21 protein-coding genes and 1 tRNA gene (1 of these 22 only partly in view) are annotated in these 17,154 nt (G+C 66.6%); 9 read left to right on the forward strand and 13 right to left on the reverse strand.

Going from position 1 to position 17,154, the window contains the following annotated elements:
• A protein-coding gene (locus NYR55_RS07375; protein ID WP_260020547.1) for a lipopolysaccharide biosynthesis protein crosses the window boundary here: on the forward strand, positions 1–1,070 show its 3' portion. 418 nt of this gene lie to the left of the window's left edge; the window shows 1,070 of its 1,488 coding nt (coding positions 419–1,488); the start codon falls outside the window, past its left edge; it ends in the stop codon at positions 1,068–1,070.
• Between the two features lie 6 nt (positions 1,071–1,076).
• Here the strand turns inward: NYR55_RS07375 and NYR55_RS07380 are convergent, their stop codons facing one another.
• The gene (locus NYR55_RS07380; RefSeq protein ID WP_260020548.1) at positions 1,077–1,505 is read right to left on the reverse strand and encodes a CBS domain-containing protein; all 429 of its coding nucleotides are present in this window, start codon (positions 1,503–1,505) and stop codon (positions 1,077–1,079) included.
• A gap of 65 nt (positions 1,506–1,570) precedes the next feature.
• Between NYR55_RS07380 and NYR55_RS07385 the strand changes: the two genes are divergently transcribed.
• Positions 1,571–1,876: a hypothetical protein gene (locus tag NYR55_RS07385; RefSeq protein ID WP_260020549.1), complete on the forward strand. Its 306-nt coding sequence runs from the start codon at positions 1,571–1,573 to the stop codon at positions 1,874–1,876.
• Between the two features lie 7 nt (positions 1,877–1,883).
• On the opposite strand, the gene NYR55_RS07390 is transcribed toward NYR55_RS07385, so the two are convergent.
• The 6 genes from NYR55_RS07390 to hisS all read right to left on the reverse strand — a co-directional run bounded on the left by NYR55_RS07390 (position 1,884) and on the right by hisS (position 9,226).
• The gene (locus NYR55_RS07390) at positions 1,884–3,425 is read right to left on the reverse strand and encodes a hypothetical protein (protein WP_260020550.1); all 1,542 of its coding nucleotides are present in this window, start codon (positions 3,423–3,425) and stop codon (positions 1,884–1,886) included.
• A gap of 12 nt (positions 3,426–3,437) precedes the next feature.
• Complete coding sequence (locus tag NYR55_RS07395; RefSeq protein ID WP_260020551.1) at positions 3,438–4,916, reverse strand: DUF4139 domain-containing protein; 1,479 nt, start codon at positions 4,914–4,916, stop codon at positions 3,438–3,440.
• Positions 4,917–5,076: 160 nt separating this feature from the next.
• A complete protein-coding gene (locus tag NYR55_RS07400) occupies positions 5,077–5,820 on the reverse strand; it encodes a DUF4167 domain-containing protein (protein ID WP_260020553.1) in 744 nt (247 codons plus the stop codon).
• Positions 5,821–6,069: 249 nt separating this feature from the next.
• On the reverse strand, positions 6,070–6,885 hold the full coding sequence (gene prmC, locus NYR55_RS07405; protein ID WP_260020554.1) for a peptide chain release factor N(5)-glutamine methyltransferase: 816 nt from the start codon (positions 6,883–6,885) through the stop codon (positions 6,070–6,072).
• Positions 6,882–7,958, reverse strand: coding sequence for a peptide chain release factor 1 (prfA, locus tag NYR55_RS07410; RefSeq protein WP_260020555.1), 1,077 nt, complete (start codon positions 7,956–7,958; stop codon positions 6,882–6,884). Before prfA ends, prmC begins: the two co-directional genes overlap by 4 nt.
• A complete protein-coding gene (hisS, locus tag NYR55_RS07415; RefSeq protein WP_260020556.1) occupies positions 7,955–9,226 on the reverse strand; it encodes a histidine--tRNA ligase in 1,272 nt (423 codons plus the stop codon). Before hisS ends, prfA begins: the two co-directional genes overlap by 4 nt.
• A 118-nt stretch (positions 9,227–9,344) precedes the next feature.
• On the opposite strand from hisS, the gene NYR55_RS07420 reads away from it, so the two are divergent.
• Positions 9,345–9,418 (forward strand) — tRNA-Gly (locus NYR55_RS07420).
• 8 nt (positions 9,419–9,426) lie between these two features.
• Here the strand turns inward: NYR55_RS07420 and NYR55_RS07425 are convergent.
• Positions 9,427–11,004: a cisplatin damage response ATP-dependent DNA ligase gene (locus tag NYR55_RS07425; RefSeq protein ID WP_260020557.1), complete on the reverse strand. Its 1,578-nt coding sequence runs from the start codon at positions 11,002–11,004 to the stop codon at positions 9,427–9,429.
• A 47-nt stretch (positions 11,005–11,051) separates the two neighbouring features.
• Between NYR55_RS07425 and NYR55_RS07430 the strand changes: the two genes are divergently transcribed.
• Positions 11,052–11,879 (forward strand): metallophosphoesterase, encoded by an 828-nt coding sequence (locus NYR55_RS07430; protein ID WP_260020558.1) that lies wholly within the window; start codon positions 11,052–11,054, stop codon positions 11,877–11,879.
• A 2-nt stretch (positions 11,880–11,881) separates the two neighbouring features.
• Here the strand turns inward: NYR55_RS07430 and NYR55_RS07435 are convergent, their stop codons facing one another.
• From NYR55_RS07435 to NYR55_RS07450, 4 genes are all read right to left on the reverse strand, one after another.
• A complete protein-coding gene (locus tag NYR55_RS07435) occupies positions 11,882–12,061 on the reverse strand; it encodes a DUF1328 domain-containing protein (RefSeq protein ID WP_260020559.1) in 180 nt (59 codons plus the stop codon).
• A gap of 144 nt (positions 12,062–12,205) precedes the next feature.
• Complete coding sequence (locus tag NYR55_RS07440) at positions 12,206–12,703, reverse strand: DNA starvation/stationary phase protection protein (RefSeq protein ID WP_260020560.1); 498 nt, start codon at positions 12,701–12,703, stop codon at positions 12,206–12,208.
• Between the two features lie 128 nt (positions 12,704–12,831).
• The gene (locus NYR55_RS07445; protein ID WP_260020561.1) at positions 12,832–13,395 is read right to left on the reverse strand and encodes a hypothetical protein; all 564 of its coding nucleotides are present in this window, start codon (positions 13,393–13,395) and stop codon (positions 12,832–12,834) included.
• A gap of 10 nt (positions 13,396–13,405) precedes the next feature.
• Positions 13,406–13,747 carry a hypothetical protein gene (locus tag NYR55_RS07450; RefSeq protein WP_260020563.1) on the reverse strand — a complete coding sequence of 114 codons (342 nt, stop codon included), beginning with the start codon at positions 13,745–13,747 and terminating at the stop codon, positions 13,406–13,408.
• Positions 13,748–13,928: 181 nt separating this feature from the next.
• On the opposite strand from NYR55_RS07450, the gene rpmG reads away from it, so the two are divergent.
• On the forward strand, positions 13,929–14,096 hold the full coding sequence (rpmG, locus tag NYR55_RS07455; protein WP_066483558.1) for a 50S ribosomal protein L33: 168 nt from the start codon (positions 13,929–13,931) through the stop codon (positions 14,094–14,096).
• Between the two features lie 120 nt (positions 14,097–14,216).
• Here the strand turns inward: rpmG and NYR55_RS07460 are convergent, their stop codons facing one another.
• Complete coding sequence (locus tag NYR55_RS07460; protein WP_260020565.1) at positions 14,217–14,582, reverse strand: response regulator; 366 nt, start codon at positions 14,580–14,582, stop codon at positions 14,217–14,219.
• A 41-nt stretch (positions 14,583–14,623) separates the two neighbouring features.
• On the opposite strand from NYR55_RS07460, the gene NYR55_RS07465 reads away from it, so the two are divergent.
• From NYR55_RS07465 to NYR55_RS07480, 4 genes are all read left to right on the forward strand, one after another.
• The gene (locus NYR55_RS07465; protein ID WP_260020566.1) at positions 14,624–14,902 is read left to right on the forward strand and encodes a DUF3572 domain-containing protein; all 279 of its coding nucleotides are present in this window, start codon (positions 14,624–14,626) and stop codon (positions 14,900–14,902) included.
• Positions 14,899–15,525 carry an HAD family hydrolase gene (locus NYR55_RS07470; RefSeq protein WP_260020567.1) on the forward strand — a complete coding sequence of 209 codons (627 nt, stop codon included), beginning with the start codon at positions 14,899–14,901 and terminating at the stop codon, positions 15,523–15,525. The genes NYR55_RS07465 and NYR55_RS07470 overlap by 4 nt, the downstream gene beginning before the upstream one ends.
• 32 nt (positions 15,526–15,557) lie before the next feature.
• On the forward strand, positions 15,558–16,028 hold the full coding sequence (locus NYR55_RS07475) for a RidA family protein (RefSeq protein WP_260020568.1): 471 nt from the start codon (positions 15,558–15,560) through the stop codon (positions 16,026–16,028).
• A 255-nt stretch (positions 16,029–16,283) separates the two neighbouring features.
• Positions 16,284–17,123, forward strand: coding sequence for a TorF family putative porin (locus NYR55_RS07480; RefSeq protein ID WP_260020570.1), 840 nt, complete (start codon positions 16,284–16,286; stop codon positions 17,121–17,123).
• The last annotated feature ends 31 nt before the right edge of the window (positions 17,124–17,154 follow it).

Raw genomic sequence — 17,154 nt, forward strand, 5'->3', positions numbered from 1 at the left:
GTGCCTATGGTCATGCGGTGCTGTGCCGGCGGATGGACTTTCGCGGTCAGGCGGCGGCCAATCTGGCGTCCGCTATTGCCGGTGCCGGTACTGCGCTGACCTGCGCCCTGTCCGGCTGGGGCATCTGGACCCTGATCGCGGCGCCGATCGCCTTGTTCGGCACCCATGCAACGATCAGCATGATCGCGGCCAATCAATGGGTGCGCCCCAGCTTCCGCTTTTCCGGGTCCGGGGCGATGGCCCGTTACGGCGCGCTAATCGCGACCAGCCAATTCTTCTGGTTCCTGCAAAGCCAGGCAGATGTCGTCATTGCCGGCCGCGTGCTCGATCCGCACGCGCTGGGCATCTATACCACCAGCCTGTTCCTCACCCAGATCTTCGTCAGCAAATTCGTGCCGCCGCTGAATGAGGTCGCCTTTTCCGCCTATGCCCGGATCCAGGAGGATCGCGCGGCGGTGGCCGGCGGCTTTGCCCGGTCGGTGCGGCTGATCCTGCTGATCGGTGCGCCCTTCTATATGGGCCTGTTCGCGGTTGCCGATCCGCTGGTGGCGGTCATTCTGGGCGACAAATGGCTGGCGGCGGCGGACGTCATCCGAATCATCGTCTTTGCCATGCCGTTCATGACGGTGCAGGTCCTCTTCTCTCCCGCCACCGATGCCATGGGCCGCCCGGATATCAGCGTCGGCAACGGCGCACTCGCCGCCCTGCTCTTTCCGGTCTGCTTCCTTGTCGGCATTCAGTTCGGGGTGGCCGGTCTGGCGGCAAGCTGGCTGGTGGCGCATCCGCTCTATCTGGCGTGGTGCGCGCGCCGCTCGCTGCCGGTCATCGGCCTGTCGCCCCGCGCGCTGGCCGCCGCTGCCGCCCCGCCGATGCTCGCCGCGATCGCCATGGCCGGGATCGTGACGCTGATCGACCGGATGACGATGATCGGGGACAGCGTGCCGCGCCTCATCCTGCTCGTCGCGTCGGGCGCCGCCGCCTATGCCGTCTGGCTGATGCTGTTCGCCCGGCCGACGCTGAACGATGCGATCACGCTGGTGCTCAACCGCAAGGCCCGGGCCGCTACCTGACCCAGCTCAGGACTGCTGGATATAGCTGCGCAGGGCATCGGCCTCCTGCTCGATGCGGTCGATGCGGAATTTGACGAGGTCGCCGATCGACACAAATCCGATCAGCGCCCCGTCCTCCACCACCGGCAGGTGGCGGATTCGCCGCTGCGTCATCAGCGACAGGGCGGCGATCACCGCATCGCCCGGCGCAACCGTGATGGCGGGCGCAGTCATCAGCGCGCTGACCGGCCGGTCCAGCGCGCCTGCCCCTTCGCGTTCCAGGGCATAGATCACGTCGCGTTCGGAAAAGACGCCGGCCACCCGGTCGTCCGTCATCACCGGCACGCATCCGATGCGGCGCGTCGCCAGCAATGCCACCGCCTCGCGGACCGGGCGATCGGCGGCGATGGACACGACGTCGGCGCCCTTGGTCGATAAAATCGCGGCAATCGTCATGGCTTCCCCTCCTGCCTGTTCTTATCGGGTTGAGAATCCCATGAATCGGCCCCAATTGAAAGGGCATGAGCATTCCCGACCACGGCCTCGACGATCCGGATTACGCCGCCTTTGCGTGGGGCCGCTATCGGCGGATCATGGCATGGATGCTGGGGCTGTCCGTCGTGCTGGCGGCGGTGATGCTGGGCATCCTCTATTGGTCGATGGGCGAATTGCCGCTGCTGATGGCGATTTTCGTCGCATTCGGCGTATTCGGCACCGTCGCGCTGACCGCGGCGCTGATGGGCCTTGTCTTCCTGTCGTCCGGCAGCGGCCATGACGCCCGTGTCGAGGACCGGGTGTCAAAGGAAGTGCTGATCGAAGACGACTGACCGTGCGTCAGTCCTTCGGCCCGCGCACGCGATAGGTCAGGACGGCCCGCCCGTTTGCCGGCACCGTCGGCGTCCAGATCGGCTGCCCCTCCTTCCGGCCCAGCCGGGCGGACGCGCGCGCAATGCGCTCACCATCGTCCAGGATTATTCGCCCTTCGAACAGCACCGGCCACGGATTGGCGTTGCTGACGGTCACGCGATATTCGGACCAGTCATCGCCGTCGCCGATCTCTTCCCCCTCGGCCGTCACCTGAGTCGAATCGCCGACCGCGATCTCCACCTCCTCGCCCACCGCCTTGTCGGCCAGCGCGGATTCGCCGATCAACAGCGGCTCGCCATCCTGCGGCTCGAACAAAGCGACCGGCCCGGCGGGCAATGGCACGCCCAGCCCCTCGCTCGCCTTGTTCATCGCCCGCAGTTCGATGGTCACATCATCGGGATTGCCCGAAAAAATGTCCGTCGTGTGCACGACCTTCACCGGCACACCGGGCTTGTTCAGCATCCCCACCTGCTTCTGCGCATTGGCGGCCACCGTGGTCGGAAACGGCATGCGATACAGCTTCAGGTCGCCCAGTTCCTCCTGCGCTACCGCCACGGCCTTGGCACGCGCACCGGTAACGACAATGCTGCCGATGTCTTCGGCCACCATGGCCATTGGCGCCGCCATCATCGCGGGCGGCGGCGGTGCCGGGGGTGGAGGAGGTGGCGGCGGAGGCGGTTTGGCGAAGCATTCGAAATCGAGTTCTCCGTCCGGCTCGCTCGGATAGCCCGCCTCATCCTCCCGGTTGACCTCGCCCGCAACCACAGCGGTCGTCGCACCCTCGAAACTCGTCACATCCTGACTGGCCAGCGTGACCCAGGCGAACAGTTCCGCCCGCCCCGCCCGCGTCTGATCCAGCGTCACGACATAATTGGCCTGCCAGTCGAATCCCCAGGCAAGGTAGCTCAGCTTCAGCCGCACCTGCCCGCCCTGCGGCGCGTTGGTTTCCACCGACAGGGTCGGCCGCGCCGACAATCCGGCAGGCAGCGAATCATAGACCAGCGCGTCATCCAGCGGCCCGCACGTCACCGCCTCGAACCCCTTTGCCGTCTGCAGGATGGCCGCGCCATCGGGGCTGGACCGGATGATCGCACGCTCCTCGCTCACCTGGCCATTGGCGCGGTTGGTCCGCCGCAGCGTCACCGGCCGGCCATAGGCGCGGTCGAACAGGCTGCGCGGCGACAGCAGATCGGCATCCAGGTTCTTCTCGGTCACCCCGGAAGGCAGGCCGGTCACCAGCGCGCTTTCGGGCAGCATCCCGCTCGCCACCCCTTCGAACCGGATCACCGCCCGGCCCGCGGGCACATTCACCACCCGCTCCTCGGTAATCAGCGCATATCCTTGCAGCCAGTCGCGATCGATCGCCTCATCCGCATCCCGGTCCGGCGCGCGATAGATGGTGACCGCAACCGTATCCGGCCGCTCCGATGTCACCACCGTCTGCGCAGCAGCGGGCAGGGCCGCCCATGAAACGGCCAGCGCCGTCAGCAAGGCAAGGAACAGGCGCATCGCCCGGCCGGATCAATAACGCGTGTCGAACGTGACAGTCAGCACCGTCTCGCCATTGGCGGGCACCGGCACCATCCATGCCCGCTCGTCCAGCGACCGCTGCTCGCCCCTGATGCTCTCGCTCGGCACGCGGGTGTCGGCATAATAACCGCCAAGGCCGGATTGAACGACCTCCACCGTCACCGGCGCGGGCCGCGCATTGGTGACGACGTATCGCATGGTCGTGCGCCACAGATCGACCGTCCGGTCGACGGTCACGATCCGCTCGCCATCCTTGCTGTCGTTGATGCGGAACCGTGCGGTCCGCTCCCATTCGTCGGTCGTGATCTTCTCGCGTTTCTCGACGATCGGCTGCACCTTCACGTCGAATGCCTCGCCGGTCTTCATCGCGATACGGCTGCCCATCGGCAGGTGCCCGATCTGATTCTCGCCGATGAACTGGGGCGCGCCCTTGGCATCGCGCATATAGACGCGGATCGTGCCGGCGGGCAGCGCATCGCCCAGCCCGCCCCCGCCACTCATCGAAGAAAAGCGCAAGATGGTGTCAGCGCTGACCGGATCGTCCTGTCGCCCCAGCCAGTCATTGCGGAACAGATAGCCCTTGCTGGCATCCGCACCCGATACGTCGAGGAAGCTCACCTGCTTCTGCTGCGCATTGGCGATCGTCGTGCGCCCGGCAATCGGATAAAGGTAGAAATCGCCCAGCCGTTCGCGGTCGGCACTCTGGGTTCCGGGTTGATTGCCGGGCACCTGGCGCGGACGCGGGGGCTGGTAACCGCCCCGCGGATTGCCGCCCTGCCCCACCGCACCCGCGACCAACAGGGTACGCGCGTTGGAATAGGTGGTGCCGCTGTTGTTGGCCAGCGTGATCCAGCCCTGCACATCGATCTTGCCCGCGCCCTCATCGAACAGCGCGACATAATCCGCCTTCCACGACAGGCCGCCGGTCAGATAGGCGAGCGTCGCGGGCCGCGCCCCCGCCCGTTCGGCATTCAGCGTCACGGACAGGGTCGGCCGCGCGCGCAGATTGGGCGGCAGGCTGGGAAAGATCAGGCGACGGCCAAATTCGGGCAGCACCTCGATCCGCCCGCCGGAGCGGATGATCGTCCCGCCATTATTGGCCAGCACCTCGACAGTATCCGACGTCTCGACGCCGCTTGCCGGGTTCTGCTTCACCACGGTGATCGTCCGCCCCACCGACTTGTCGAGCAGCTTGTCCGGCGTCAGCAGGTCGTAATCGAAATTCTGTTCGACAATGGTCGCGCCATCGACGCCCAGCGTCACCGTTTCCGGCCGGATCTGCGCCGACACGTCGGGAAACTCCTGACGATTGACCCCGTTCGACAGGGTCAGCTGCCGCCGGTCCTGAACCAGCGCGATATTGTTGTTATAGATGGTGATGGAAACATCGCCCTGCGCCGTGGGTGGTTCGGTCTGCGCCATTGCCGCGCCGGGCACCATCGCCAGTGCCGCCACACCCAGAATACGCATCGACTCTCTCCCTGCCCGATGGCTTCGGGGGAGGAGCCTAATCGATTGCCGGACAAGCGAAAGCGAAAAGCGCGATGCCCGCTGCGCGATCCCGAATACAGAAAAAGGCCCCGGCGATGACCGGAGCCTTTTGCTGTTGTCTCATTCGGACGTCCGCCGATCAGGCGGCGTTGACGCTTTCATCGCCCGCCTCTGCACGCGGCTTGCGACCCCGGCGGCGCGGCTTTGCCTCGCCCTCGTCGCCGGCCTCGGCCGTATCGACGACGCCGATCGACGGCGGCAGCACAGCTGCATCCAGCGCGGCAGGCGCCTCGGCTTCCTCGGCCGCTTCGTTGCGGGGACGACGGCCACGACGGCGCGCGCCGCGATCCTCACCCTCGGCGGCATTGTCCGCGTCGGCAGCATCGACCGGGCGGTCGGGCCGGGCATAGCCATTCCGGCCATCCTCGCGCGGCTGACCGTCGTCACGCGGGCGGCGATCCTCGCGGGGCCCGCGCGCCTCACGCTGCGGACGATCCTCGCGCGGCTGGCGCTCGTCGCGGCGCTGCGGCCGGGCTTCCGCCTCGGTTTCGGCCTCGTCGCCGTCCAGCTCGAAACCGTCCTCGTCGCCATCCTCGTCCTGCGCATCGCCCTGCTGGCGACGGTTCTGCTCCTCGAACCGCGAACGGTTTTCGTTGAGCACGCGGAAATAATGGTCGGCGAACTGAAGGTAATATTCAGTGTTCACCCGGTCGCCCTGCATCTGCGCATCGCGTGCCAGGTTCTTGTATTTTTCGAGAAGCTGGGCCGCGTTGCCGCGTGCCCGGTTGTCGATCCGGCTGCCATTGCCCTGATTCGCGCCGCCGCCATTCGGGCGCTGGCCACCACGACCGCGACGGCGGCCGGCCTGACGATTGTTCATCAAGATAGTTCGGTCCTGTTTAAAATGTCCGCCGATCCAAACCCGATCCCGGAGAGGTCATAAACCCCGCTGCCGCGCGCCGTGGGTACGCCGCGTGTGCCGCGCGCCATGGCTACCGGACAAAAGCAGCTTCCATGACTGGAATGGGCAACGCCCTGATTTCAACAGCTTGGCTGAAAAGGCTTTCCCCGGCGCCGGTGTTAGCCGGTCCCATCCCATTCTCCAAGCGAAATATGTCTTTATGCGCCTATTTCAATTGCCGATGATTGCGCGCGGCCGCCCGGCCAGATCGCGCCGCATCGCCGGGGTCATCCCGGCATCGCGGATCATCGCCGCCACGGCATCGCCCTGTGTCCACCCGATCTCCAGCACCGCCGCACCGCCGGGTGCCAGCAGCCGGGGAAGGTCGGGAATGATCCGGCGATACTCGTCTAGCCCGTCTGTCCCCGCGAACAGCGCGCCTGCCGGTTCGTGCGCCCGCACCTCCGCCCCGATCGCCTCGCCCGTGCCGATATAGGGGGGGTTGCACAGGATCAGGTCGAACGCCCCCTCGATCCCGTCGGTCCAGCTGCCCAGCCGCCACGCCGCGCGATCCGGCGCGATCCGCGCGCCATTGGCCCGCGCAAACGCCAGCGCCGCTTCGCTCGCATCGACACCGATGCCCGTCGCCTCCGGCCATTCGGCCAGCGCGGCCAGCAACAGCGTGCCCGGCCCCGTGCCCAGGTCCAGGATATGGCGCGGCCCCGGCCCGCCGGAAAACCACTCGACCGCCGCCTCGATCAATGTCTCGCTATCGGGACGGGGGATCAGCACGCCCGGCCCCACGGCCAGCGTGATGGTCCAGAAATCCCGCGTGCCGGTGATATAGGCAACTGGCTCCAGCGCCATGCGCCGCTCGATCAGCGCGCCGAACGCATCGGGCGCTGCCTCGTCCAGATGCCGCAGCATCACGTCCGACCTGGAAACGCCCAGCGCGTGCGCCATCAGCAATTCGGCATCCAGCCGCGCCGTGTCGCTGATCGCCCCCAGCCGCGCCGTCGCGGCGGCCAGCGCCGCGCGAACGGTCACTCCCGGTCCAGCTGCGCCAGCCGGTCCGCCTGATCCGCCGCGATCAGCGCGCCGACCAGCTCGTCCATCTCGCCCTCCAGAATTTCGGGCAGGCGGTGCAACGTCAGGTTGATCCGATGATCGGTCACGCGCCCTTGCGGGAAATTATAGGTGCGGATCCGCTCCGACCGGTCGCCCGATCCGACCATCGACTTGCGCGTGCCCGCCCGCTCGCTGGCCAGCCGCTCGCGCTCCGCCTCGTACAGGCGCGTGCGCAGCACCTGCATCGCCTTGGCCTTGTTCTTGTGCTGCGATCGCTCGTCCTGCTGGATGACGACCAGGCCCGTGGGAATGTGGGTCAGCCGGACCGCGCTGTCCGTCGTATTGACGTGCTGGCCGCCCGCGCCGGACGCACGATAAATGTCGATGCGCAGATCCTTGTCCTCGATCTGCACGTCCACTTCCTGCGCCTCGGGCAGCACCGCGACCGTCGCTGCGCTGGTATGGATGCGCCCGCCGCTTTCGGTGGTCGGCACGCGCTGCACCCGGTGGACGCCGCTTTCGAACTTCAGCCGGGCGAACACGCCCTGCCCCGCCACGCTGGCGACGACTTCCTTGTATCCGCCCGCCTCGGACGGGCTGGCAGAGATCATCTCGACCCGCCAGCCGTGATTGGCGGCATAGCGTTCGTACATCCGCATCAGGTCGCCGGCGAACAAAGCCGCCTCGTCCCCGCCGGTGCCCGCCCGGATTTCCAGCATCGCCGCCCGCTCATCGGCGACATCGCGCGGCAACAGGGACAGGGCCAGCCGATGCTCCGCCCCCTCCAGTGCCTGCCTGTTGGCGCGCAGTTCCTCCGCCGCCATCGCGCGCAGTTCCTCGTCGCCGTCTTGCGTCATATGCGCCAGCGATTCCGCCTCCTGACGCAGGCGGCGCACCTCGGCGGCGGCATTGGCCACCGGCTCCAGCTCGGCATATTCCTTGGACACCGCAACGAACCGCTCGCCGGGCAGATCGCCCGTCGCCATCATCGCGGCAAGCTCATCCCGCCGCGCCTCAATCGCGCGAATGCGGTCCGCGGGGATGCGGGTCATGCTTGATCCGATGTCACGTGCATAGCGGCATAGGGATCGCCGATGTCAGCTAGCAATCGAAGCCACCATTCACGCGAATAGCGATCGTGATCGACAACCGTCATATGCAACTGATCGCCTGGCCTGACATAGATTATGCCGGTCGCCTTTGCTTTTCGAGCAGCTTCCGCCTGCTTTTTGCTGCCGTTTCGGTAACTCTGATAAACGGAATAACCGCAGTTCCGGAGTAACGCAGCCAGGCGCTTTGCTTCGGGCTCCAGTTCTGGACTGTCAGAAATGACAGCCACATCGACCCGCTCCACGGCAGGCTCAGCGATCAGCATCGCCAGCCGCTCGACCCCAGCGGCCCAGCCAACGCCCGGCGTGGGGTTGCCGCCCAGGCTTTCGATCAGGCCGTCATAGCGCCCGCCGGCCAGCACGGTGCCCTGTGCCCCCAGCCGGTCGGTGACAAATTCGAACGCGGTATGCCGGTAATAATCGAGGCCCCGCACCAGCCGCGCATTGCGCGTCCACGCCACCCCCGCCGCGTCCAGCCCGCCCGTCACCGCGCCAAAGAAATCGGCCGCCTCCGCCGTCAGGAATTGGTCGATATCCGGCGCGCTATCGGCAATCGGCCGATCGCGCGGATCCTTCGAATCCAGAATGCGCAGCGGGTTCTTGTCCAGCCGCGCCAGACTGTCCTCGGACAGCTCGGCGCGATGGCTCTGGAAATGCTCGACCAGCGCCGCCCGCCAAGCATCGCGCGTCGCCGCATCGCCCAGCGTGTTGAGCTGCAGCGTCACGCCGTCGCTGATCCCTAGTTCGCGCAGCAACTGGTCCGCGAACGCCAGCAATTCCACATCCGCCATCGGCTCGGCCGCGCCGATCACCTCGGCATCGATCTGATGGAACTGGCGAAACCGACCCTTTTGCGGGCGCTCATAGCGGAACACCGGCCCGCTAGTGGCCAGCTTCAGCGGCGCATATTGCTGCCACCCTTCGGTCAGGAATGCGCGCGCTATCCCGGCCGTGAATTCGGGCCGCAGCGTGATCGAATCCCCGCCACGATCCTCGAACGTGTACATCTCCTTCGACACCACGTCCGTCGTCTCGCCCAGCGACCGGGCAAAGACCGCCGTGCTCTCGAACACGGGAATATCGACCCGCTGGAAACAATACAGCCGGCGCACGCGATCGAACGCATCGAGCACCGCGGCAAACCGCCGCTGCTCCTCGCCGAAAATATCCTGGGTGCCGCGTATCCGCTGCGGGGTCTGAATCTTGGCCATGGCTGGCGGCTATCTAGAAGGGCAGCACCGCAAATGCCAGTAGGCGCAGCGCGATCGCCACATCGGCTTGCCTAGCCCGCCCGCGCCCGCTAGATAGCGCGCCTGCCCCATGGGCCGGGCGGGTATAGCACAATGGTAGTGCAGCAGCCTTCCAAGCTGAATACACGGGTTCGATTCCCGTTACCCGCTCCACTCCGCCCTTATCCCACCATCCGCAGCAGCGTCTCGATCCGGTCCGCTTCCGCCGCCGGCTTGTCCCGCCTGATCCGCGCGATCCGGGGAAAGCGCATCGCCAAGCCGGATTTGTGCCGCTTGCTTTCGTGGATCGAATCGAACGCCACCTCCAGCACCAGCGTCTTTTCCACCTCGCGCACCGGACCAAATCGGTTCACCGTATTCGCCCGAACGAACCGGTCGAGCCATTTGAGTTCCTCGTCGGTAAACCCCGAATAGGCCTTGCCCACCGGCAGCAATTCGCCATCCTCGGTCCAGCAGCCAAAGGTATAATCGCTGTAGAAACTCGACCGTTTGCCGTTGCCGCGCTGGGCGTACATCATCACGCAATCGGCGGTCAGCGGATCGCGCTTCCATTTGTACCACAGGCCGACCCGCCGCCCGCCGACATAGGGGGCATCGCGCCGTTTCAGCATCACCCCCTCGATCGCCGCATCGCGCGCACCCGCGCGGATTTCCGCCAGCGCATCGAAATCCGCCGCATCGATCACTGTCGACAGGTCGAATCGTTCGGCGGGCAGGCGCGGCACGAACGCCTCCAGCCGGGCGCGCCGCTCGGCCCAGCCCATCTCGCGCAGGTCCGCCTTTCCATCGAACAGGATGTCGTACAGGCGGACGAACGCCGGATAATCGGCCAGCATCCTGGCCGACACCGTCTTTCGCCCCAGCCGCTGTTGCAGCGCGTTGAAACTGGCCGCGCCGCCCTCCTCGCCGCCCTGCACGGTCCCGCGCACCATCAATTCGCCATCGACCGCGCCGGGCACGCGAAAATCGGCCGCCACTTCCGGAAAACTGCCCGTGATGTCGTCGCCGCCCCGGCTGTACAGCCGCGTCTCGCCGCCCGCATGGACGATCTGCACGCGGATGCCGTCCCATTTCCATTCGGCGGCATAGTCGGTCAGGTCGACCGTCCCGTCCTCCAGCGGATGGGCCAGCATGAACGGGCGGAACACCGGCACGTCCTCGACGCGCGGGGCGAGCGCGCGGCCCTCGGCCCAATCGAACAGCGGGGCGTATGGCGGCGCGATGCCGTGCCACAGTTCCTCGACCTGATCGACGTCCAGCCCAAATGCCTGGGCGAACGCCGTTTTGGCCAGCCGCGCCGACACCCCGATGCGCAGCCCCCCGGTCGCCAGCTTCAGCAGCGCATAGCGGCCGTCCGCATCCAGCGCGTCCAGCATCCGCGCCAGTTCCGCCGGTGCCTCCGCCCGGCTCAGGCTGTTCAGCCGTTCGATCACCGCCGCCACGCCCAGCTGGCCCGCATCGCCGCCTCGCGCCGGCCAGATCAGGGCAACCGTCTCGGCCGTATCGCCCACATAATCGCGGCTCATCCGGAACAGCACGGGATCGACCCGTTCCTCGATCAGCGCGCGGACAACGGCGGGCTTCACCCCCTTGATATCCACCTCGCCGGTCAGCGCCGCCAGCGCCCATCCGCGATCGGGGTCGGGCGTGGCGCGCAGATACTCCGCGATCAGCCGCAATTTCTGGTTGCGGGACCGGGTATAGACCAGCCGGTCAATCAGGTCGGCAAAGGCGCGCATTATCCGAACAGATGGCGTGTCCGCCCCGCCGCCGCTAGAGGGGCGCGATGCTGCGCCGCCTGTTCCGCCTTGCCCTGTTCCTCGCCGTGCTGGGGGCGGTGCTTGCCGCCTGGGGCTATATCAACAGCATTGCCGATCCGGTTGCGCGCACCGCCCGGCTGTCGCTGCCCGGCTGGCCGGCCAATGCGCCGCCGCTGCGGGTTGCCCTGTTGTCCGATGTCCATGTGCAGGGGCCGGACATGCCGCCCGATCGCCTTCGCCGCCTGGCCGGACGGGTGAATGCCGCGCGGCCCGACGCGGTGCTGATCGCGGGCGATCTGGTGGGCGACCGGTTGGTGGCAACGCGCTGGTACGACGATGCAGCGATTGCGGATGCCATCGCCGCCTTTCGTGCGCCGCACGGCGTGTTCGTCGTGCTGGGCAATCACGATCACTGGCGCACGCCGCGCGCGCTGGTTGCCGAACTGCGCCGACGGGGGGTCACCGTGCTGTCCAATGAAGCCGCGCCTATCGGGCCGCTGACGCTGATCGGCATCGATGACGAATACAGCCATCATGACGACATTCCCGCATCGATTGCCGCGGCCGATCGGCTGGGCGGCGTGCCCCTGGTCCTGACGCACAGTCCGGACGTGGTGCCGAACCTGCCGCTGCGATGGCGCCATATCTTGGTCGGGCACACCCATTGCGGTCAGGTCGTCCTGCCGCTGATCGGGGCGCCCATGGTGCCGTCGCGCTATGGCGACCGGTATCGCTGCGGCGTCATCCGCGACGGCGCGCGCACCGTGATTGCCGGCGCGGGCTGGGGCAACAGCGGGCTTCCGCTCCGCTTTGGCGCCCCGCCCGACTGGTGGCTGATCACCCTGGGGCGATAGCGTCAGCCGCCCGCAATCTTCTTGCCGGTGAACAGGCCCAGCACCAGCAGCACCGCGAACACTGCGATGGCGACAAAGAACAGGATCTTGGCAATCTCGACAAAGGCGCCGCCAATGCCGCCGAAACCGAGCAGCGCCATGACAAGTCCGGCGATCAAAAAGATCAGGGCCCAGCGTAACATGATAATCTCCCGTCGTTGGTACCCCCGCAGCAACAGCGGATGAACGTCCCGACGGTTCCACCGAACGGCTGGTCGCACGAAAAGAAAAACCCCGCCCGGATCGACCGGACGGGGCGTTTCTCTATCCATCCGGGCTGCCGGGGATCAGCCCTTGCGGCTGGCCTCGAACAGGAACCAGGCGCGCTCTTCGGCCTCGTCCGTCCAGTCGTCCAGGATGCCGCTGGTCGCATTGTCCTTGGCCTCGTCGACGATGTCCTTCGCCTCGCGCAGCGACGCGACCAGCGCAAGGTTGTCCTCGCGCAGCTCGGCCAGCATGTCCTCCGGCTTCACAAAGTCCTTGTCATTGTCCTTGATCGTCTGACGGCGGGCAATGTCGCCGATCGACCGCAGCGTGGTGTTGCCGGTCTTGCGCACCCGCTCCGCAATCGCGTCGGTCGTCGCCAGGATCTGCGTCGCCTGATCGTCCAGCATCAGGTGATAGTCACGGAAATGCGGGCCGCTGACATGCCAGTGGAAATTCTTGGTCTTCAGGTACAGCGCATAGCTGTCGGCCAGGATGCCGTTCAGCGCGTCGGCTACCGACTTGGCGGCATTGTCCTTCAGATCGGTGGGCGTGTCGAGCGCGGGGCTGACGTCGGCCATGATATCCTCCATCCTGCATTGGAAACTCGGTTCGGCGCTATAACGAAACCGGCGCGGATTTGCTCCATCCGAAACGCAAAACTTTTCGGCAATCATCCCCATCGCTCGGGTCGATCAGGTCGGATCGTTCAGGGAAGCAGCGCCCGAACCGTCAGCACGCCGCCGGGAATCAGCGCGGCAATCGCAATCGCCGGGCGCAACCAGCGGCGCGGCACCCGGTCCCATGCCCGTTCGCCCAGGGCCATGGCGATGAACGCCGCCCCCATCGCGCCGATCCATCCGCCGACCGCCGCCACCCAGGGTACCGGCGCTGCCACGGCCAGCGCGAACAACAGGAAATAGGCCCGGTCTCCCCAGATCAGGCTGAACCCGCCCAGCAGCGCGGTAACGAACCCGCCGGTGCGCCACTGGTCCAGCGCATCCAGCCGCCGCATCGGGATCAGGCCGGCGACCCCCGCGACGATCAGCGCAATGCCCGTCAACAGGGCGCGCGCCGCGCCCGGCATCGCGGGCTGCACCGCCCCAGCAAACAGCGCGCTCAGGAACGCGGCCAGGCCATGCGCCACGGCCAGCCCGGCCAGCACGCTCAGGATGTTGCCGAATCGCTCGCCCAGCCGCGCCGCCAGCATCGGCGGCCGGTCGGTCAGGTGCAGCAGCAGTAACGCGGCAAAGGCCGGGAACAGGCCGCTCATCCGGCGGCGTTCACGATCGCCCGCGAATCGCGCGCACCGAACAGGCTGCGGCAAACAACTGCTCCGCCTCGGCATCCGCCCGGCCACAACCGATCGCATCGCGCAGCAACAGCATCCAGTCATTCAGGCCCGCGCCATGTTCGCCGCGGGCCAGCGCCGCCTCGATCGCATGGATGACCGGCAATGCCGGGTGCAGGCCCAGCGCAATCGCCTCTCGCCGGATCGCCTCGACCGCGCGGGCCAGCTCGCCCGGCGCGCGATTGCCCAGCGTCGTCGCAATCCCGTCGATGCGGGTCAGCACGATGGCCACCGCCTCGCCGCCCGGTCCGCTCGTCATGGCCGTCTGCTGCATGGTCACCGCCCCTTTTGCGCAGGTTTGCCCCGGGGTTCAGCATCACCCGGCCATGGTTAACGCGCGGTATACGGGGCACGCGCCTTGACATCGGCCGCCGAATCCGCCAATCGCGCTCCCCTGCCAGCGGCCGCCCGTGCGCGCCGCTGTTCCTTTATTCAGACTCACAGGGATTACGGTCATGGCCAAGCCGACCACCGTCAAGATCAAGCTTGTCAGCACCGCTGACACCGGGTTCTTCTATGTCACCAAGAAGAATCCCCGGAATCAGACGGAAAAGATGAGCTTCCGCAAGTACGATCCCGTCGTGCGCAAGCATGTCGAGTTCAAGGAAGCGAAGATCAAGTAATCCCGGCGGCCGCACCCGCGGCCCCCGCCCGGACGGCATTCGCCCGTTCCCGCCAGCCGGGGGCGGGTTTTTGCTTGTCCGGCGAAGATCGCTGACGGACGGGCAGAGTCATCCCGCCCCTTACCCGGCCAGAGCGCGCACCTCTTCGATGAACCGCATCATCGACACCGGCTTGGACAGATAGCCGCTGGCCCCCGCCTCCCGCGCGCGGTCTTCCTCGTCCGGCCCGGAATAGGCGGTCAGGGCAAGCACCGGGATGTGACGCAGGACAAGGTCGCGCTTCACCTCTGCAATCAGATCAAGCCCGTTGACCGTCCCCAGCCGCATGTCCGTGACCATCAGGTCGGGGATCACCGCCTTCAGCCGCTCGATCGCGTCGCGGCCGTCGCTGACCGGATCGACGACAAAGCCATGGGCGCGCAGCACGTCGGTGAACAGCTTCAGGTTCAGCTCGTTATCCTCGACAATCACCACGCTTTTTGTCACGGGGGCCCCTTCCCGGTTCATTGACGGACAGGCAATAGGCCATGCTGCCCCCCGAAACAAATCCTGCCAGCGATTCCAGCATCATCGCGCTTCATGCGCTGGCCTGGGTGCTGGGCGATTCGGGCCGGGCCACACGGTTTGTCGACCTGACGGGGCTCGACCCGGAAACAATGCGGGCACGGGCCGGCGACCCCGCGCTGCTGGCCGCGGTGATCGATCATCTCGCTGCCCATGAACCCGATCTGGTCGCCTGCGCCGATGCCATCCACCAATCGCCCGATGCGCTGATCCGCGCGGGCAGGGACCTGAAATCCGCATGAAACCGCTGCTGATCTGTGATTGTGACGAAGTGCTGCTGCACATGGTCCGCCATTTCGCCGACTGGCTCGATCGCGCGCATCAGATCGATTTCGTCCTGCACAACAGCGAATTCGGTCGCGCCATGCGTCGCCGGTCGGACGGGATGCTGGTGCCGCAGGAACAGGCATGGGATTATCTCGGCGGCTTCTTCACCACCGAAATCCACAGCCAGACGCCGATCCCCGGCGCGATCGAATCTATCCAGGCACTGGCGAAGGAGGCGGATATCGTCATCCTGACCAACCTGATCGACGATCATCGCGACCGCCGCATCGATCAGCTGGCCCGTCACGGCCTGCTCCACCGCGTCGAAACCAATCAGGGTGGCAAGGGGCATCCCGTGCGACGCCTGATGCGCGAACATGGCGATCCGGTCACGGTGTTCGTCGACGACCTGGCCGTGCATCACCAATCGGTCGCCGAACACGCGCCGCTGGCCCACCGGCTGCACCTTGTCGGGTGTCACGACGTCGCCTCGACCACCCTGCCCGCGCCCCATGCCCATGCGCGGATCGACCGCTGGGACGATGCACTGCCGTGGATCCGGTCGCGCTTTGCGATGGGGCACGCCGTCCCGGCTTGACGCGCGGCGGGCGGCATGGTGTGGCTGCGCCCATGACGCAGCGCATCGAAGCCCGCCTGGCCGAACTCGGCCTCACCCTGCCCGCTCCGGCGGCCCCCGTTGCCGCCTATGTCCCCGCCGTGATCGCGGGCGGCCTGCTGCACCTGTCGGGTCAGCTGCCGTTCGCCGCCGATGGCGCGCTGATGACCGGCCGGCTGGGTGAGGATCGCGATCTGGACTTCGGTCAGGAAGCGGCCCGGCGCTGCGGCCTGATGATCATCGCCCAGGCGCGTGCCGCGCTGGACGGCGATCTGGGCCGCATCGCCCGCGTCGTGAAGCTGGGCGTGTTCGTCAATTCCGCCGCCAGCTTCACCGATCAGCCAAAGGTGGCGAACGGCGCATCGGAACTGATGGTCGCGCTGCTCGGCGATTCGGGCCGCCATGCCCGTTCGGCGGTCGGCGTGCCCACCCTGCCGCTCGGCGCGGCGGTCGAGGTGGATGCCATCCTCGCCCTCAACGCCTGAACAGGTCCGCATCGGACCTTTCTAGTCAGCACAATCTCCCGGTGACGCATGTTTCGCCCGCCGGTCTTGTTGCTGCGATGCAACACCCGCATCGCGAACGTAACCCATGCTGTCTTAATTCTATTGCGTAGCAAGCCGCGAATCGGCAATCTTGTTGCCGTCGCGCAGGATCACACGGCCGCATTTTCGCGGAACAGATGTGACGAAGCGCAGCGCAGGCGGAGCCTTACGTATGGACAAGACGAAAGGGATACGATGCGCTTCTCTCACCTCATGCTGGGCGCCGTAGCGCTCGTTGCAGCCGCGCCGGCCTATGCGCAGGAAGAAACCGAGGCTCCTTCCGAACTCACCGTTTCGGGCAGCGTTGCTCTGGTTTCCGACTATCGCTTCCGCGGCGTGTCGCAGTCGGACAAGGAACTGGCCGTTCAGGGCGGCGTGACCGTCAGCCATGACAGCGGCTTCTATGTCGGCACCTGGGCGTCGAACCTGGCCGGCTGGGGCACGTTCGGCGGCTCCAACACCGAACTCGACCTGTTCGGCGGCTTCAAGTTCCCGGTTGGCGAAGGCACGCTGGACACCGGCCTTGTGTGGTACATGTATCCGGGCGGCGCGGACAAAACCGACTTTGCCGAACTTTATGCCAAGCTGTCCGGCACGGTCGGCCCGCTCGGCCTGACCGCCGGCGTCGCCTACGCCCCGGCTCAGGAAGCGTTGGGCAAGTGGTACAATACCGGTGCCGATGCGGCGGCCGGCGTGTTCAACAATCCGGGTGACAAGGAAGACAATCTCTACGTCTCCGGCGACGCCACCTATGCGCTTCCCGAAACGCCGATCACGCTCAAGGGGCATGTCGGCTATTCGAACGGCAATTCCGGCCTTGGCCCGAACGGCACCTCGGTTGCACCGACCGGCGAATATTTCGACTGGTCGCTGGGCGCGGACGTTGCCGTTTCCGGCCTGACGCTGGGCGTGTCGTACATCGATACCGATATCAGCGCGTCGGACGGCGCCTATCTGGCCCCGAACTTCCTGACCGTCGATGGCGGCCAGATCGCGGATGCGACGATCGTCTTCTCGGTCAGCGCCGCCTTCTGATCGGCCCGGAGTAAAAAAAGGGGGGCGGTCC

The sequence above is a fragment of the Sphingomonas sp. BGYR3 genome, assembly GCF_025153455.1.
In the GTDB taxonomy this organism is placed as follows: domain Bacteria; phylum Pseudomonadota; class Alphaproteobacteria; order Sphingomonadales; family Sphingomonadaceae; genus Sphingomonas.